Source organism: Syntrophales bacterium (genome assembly GCA_030655775.1).
In the GTDB taxonomy this organism is placed as follows: Bacteria; Desulfobacterota; Syntrophia; order Syntrophales; family JADFWA01; genus JAUSPI01.
On sequence record JAUSPI010000051.1, the window covers coordinates 1 to 2,946 of the forward strand.

The following is a 2,946-nucleotide window of genomic DNA, read 5'->3' on the forward strand; positions in this document are numbered from 1 at the left end:
CACTGAACGTCGATCTGAGATCAATCAGTCCGGAAACCTGCTGATAATCGGTACAGAAAGATTCTGTCGCACAAACGGCAAAAAAAACTATTACAAAGATTATTCCCAGGGCTGCTCTTTTAAATAAGCGCGGCCTTTGCAAAGTTGTGTTTTCAGTCATTGCGAACTCTCCACTTTGTTATTTCAACCGCCCACGTCCACTCTGTCACTTCGAACAACCTTTGTGTCATTTCGACCGCTCACCCTGTCATTTCGAATCCCGATTTATCGGGATGAGAAATCTTGTTTTTCAGTCTGTTGCATCACAAAGATTTCTCGTCGATTCACTCCCCGAGGTGACAACGCAATACCGCCAGCTCCCGGTATAACCGATCAATCTTTTTCATCATCTCCTCTGCGCTGAAATTGACGGCATATCTTTGTCCCGCATTGCCCATTTCTTCCCTTTTCCCGGGATCATCAAGAAGCCTTCTTATCATTGCGGCCAGGGCATCAACATCACCCACAGGGATCAGATAACCGTTTTCACCGTCAACTACAAGATCAGGGATTCCACCTATATCACTCGCCACAATCGGCTTCCCCAAAGCCATGGCCTCAACGAGCACTCTCCCCATCCCCTCATTTAAAGAAGGCAGCGCGAAAATATCAAAGGTGGACATAACCTCAGTCACATCTGACCGCCATCCCAGAAACTTTACATTCGCTTCTATGCCAAATTTAGCGGCCATATTTTTGAACTCGTCTAAAAGTTCACCATCGCCCAGAAATACAAAGGTTGTGTCAGGCCTGAAACTGACAATTTTTCCTGCCGCCTCGATCAGGTATCTGTGCCCTTTTACATGCGTGAGCCTGCCAGTTGTGCCGACTACAAGATTGCCTTCGGGAATCCCCAGCCTTCTTTTCATTACCCCAGGCTCAACAGAAATTTTGGAGAATTTATCCAGATTGATTCCGCTATGCACCACTGTGAACTTGTCCTCGGGGGCAATATGGAAGTGAAGATGATCATTTTTTTCCTGCTCGGTCAGCATGACGAGTCTGTCTGTAATAAGTGCGGAAATCTTCTCCAGGAGGATAAAAATCCCGGTTTTCAACCTGCCGAAATATCCCCAGAATACGTGGCCGTGTGGGGTGTGGGTAATAATAGGAACTTGAGAAAAAAACGCCGCCCATCTTCCCATAATGCCTGCCTTGGAGGTATGGGTATGAACAATATCGGGACGCTCTTGTCGCAGTATTTTAATCAGGGTGAAAAATGCCTTCAAATCGTAGAGGGGTTGGATTCTTCTTACAAGACTGGGAATGGTTACAACCCTGACCCCCTCCCCTTCCACGTCTCTTACGCTTTCCTCTACAGCCCTGGATTCATCTTCCGCCATGTTTGACTCAGTGGAAAGCCCTCTAACCAAAGCGACATCATATATTTCCCTGTCAAGACCCATCAAGGTCAAGAGGGTATTCTCGGCAGAACCTCCCTTGTCCAGGCGCGTAATGATATGAATCGCTTTAATCTTCAATACTACCACCCTTCAATATAATTGGAATACCAGACCTGAAAGACTATCAGATTCCAGACCTGCCAGGAAGTATCAAAACGATTTAAAACAAGATTGTCGATCAGATTCTTAATGACATTATAGTCAAAGATTCCCTGACTGACGATCAGTTCTCTCGACAGATATTCGTCAATCAGATATTTCAAGTCAGACTTCAGCCACTTGCTGATCGGCATTTCAAATCCCCATTTTGGCCTGTTATGCAGGGATTTGGGTAACATATCCTTAAAGGTTTCCAGGAGGATATACTTCCCCTTCCCATTTTTGACCTTCCAGTGACCGCCGATGGAAAAGGCCAGTTCACATACCCGGTGATCCAGAAAAGGGACCCTGACCTCCAGGGAATTAAGCATGCTCATTGCATCCACCTTTTTTAACATATCCGCGGGAAGCGATTCCTTTACATCCGCGTAGAGCATCCGGTTAATGTCATCGGCATTTATCTCGTTTAACCTTTCCGAGAGTATCTTATTTCCAAGATCGTGGTCCACCTTTTCGTCCCCGGCAAAAATGCTCTTTCTTAAATCCCGGGAAAATATCTCATTCCATGCAAAAAACCGTTCTTCAAGGCTTTCTTTCCCTGCACCCCTTAAAAATTTCTTCAATCTTCTGATATGTTCCGGCAGTTTCTGATCCCGCGATTCGGGAAGAGATAAAAAGACGGGCTCTATGACTTTTTTACGTATGAATGAAGGGATCTTATGATACCTGGAGCGCCATGCCTCCCCTGTGTACATCCGGTAACCGGCAAAGAGTTCGTCCCCGCCGTCACCGGAGAGAGCGACCTTTACATTCCTGCCTGTTTCCCTGGATACTACAAATGTCGGTACTGCCGAAGAATCGGCAAATGGTTCATCAAAAGAGTTGAGAACATCAGGAATGGCATCTATAACATCCTGAGAGCCAAGCTTAAACTCGTGGTGATCCGTCTTATGAAAAGCGGCTACTTCTCTCGCATAAGCGGTCTCATCGAACATGGGCATATCCTTATAGCCTATCGAATAGGTCTTTATTGGCAGACTGGAATTTCTTGCCATGAGTCCGACAATAATGCTTGAATCAATCCCACCACTCAAAAATGCGCCCAGAGGAACATCGGCAATCATTCGCATCTTTACCGCATCTTCCATAACTTCAAACAGTCTGTTCTTCAGGGTAGTAAAATCTTCTTCGCCGCCTGTTTCTATCTGGATATTCCTGTCAATATTCCAGTATTTTTTCTCTTCTATTTCCCCTTTCCGGAAGATCAGAATATGCCCCGGCCTGAGCTTTTTCACGCCTTTAAATATGGTATAGGGGGCTGTAATCGAATTGAAGGTAAGATAGAGTCCAAGGGCATCCCAGTCAATCTCCCTCGAAACATCCGAATCTTGCAATACCCCCTTTA

2 protein-coding genes are annotated in these 2,946 nt (G+C 45.7%); both read right to left on the minus strand.

From position 1 onward, the window contains the following. Window positions 1-323: 323 nt before the first annotated feature. Window positions 324-1,520 (minus strand): glycosyltransferase family 4 protein, encoded by a 1,197-nt coding sequence (locus Q7J27_02760; GenBank protein MDO9528060.1) that lies wholly within the window; start codon window positions 1,518-1,520, stop codon window positions 324-326. 2 nt (window positions 1,521-1,522) lie between these two features. Next, window positions 1,523-2,946, minus strand: a 1,424-nt coding sequence (asnB, locus tag Q7J27_02765; protein MDO9528061.1) for an asparagine synthase (glutamine-hydrolyzing), incomplete at its 5' end; no start/stop codon positions are given.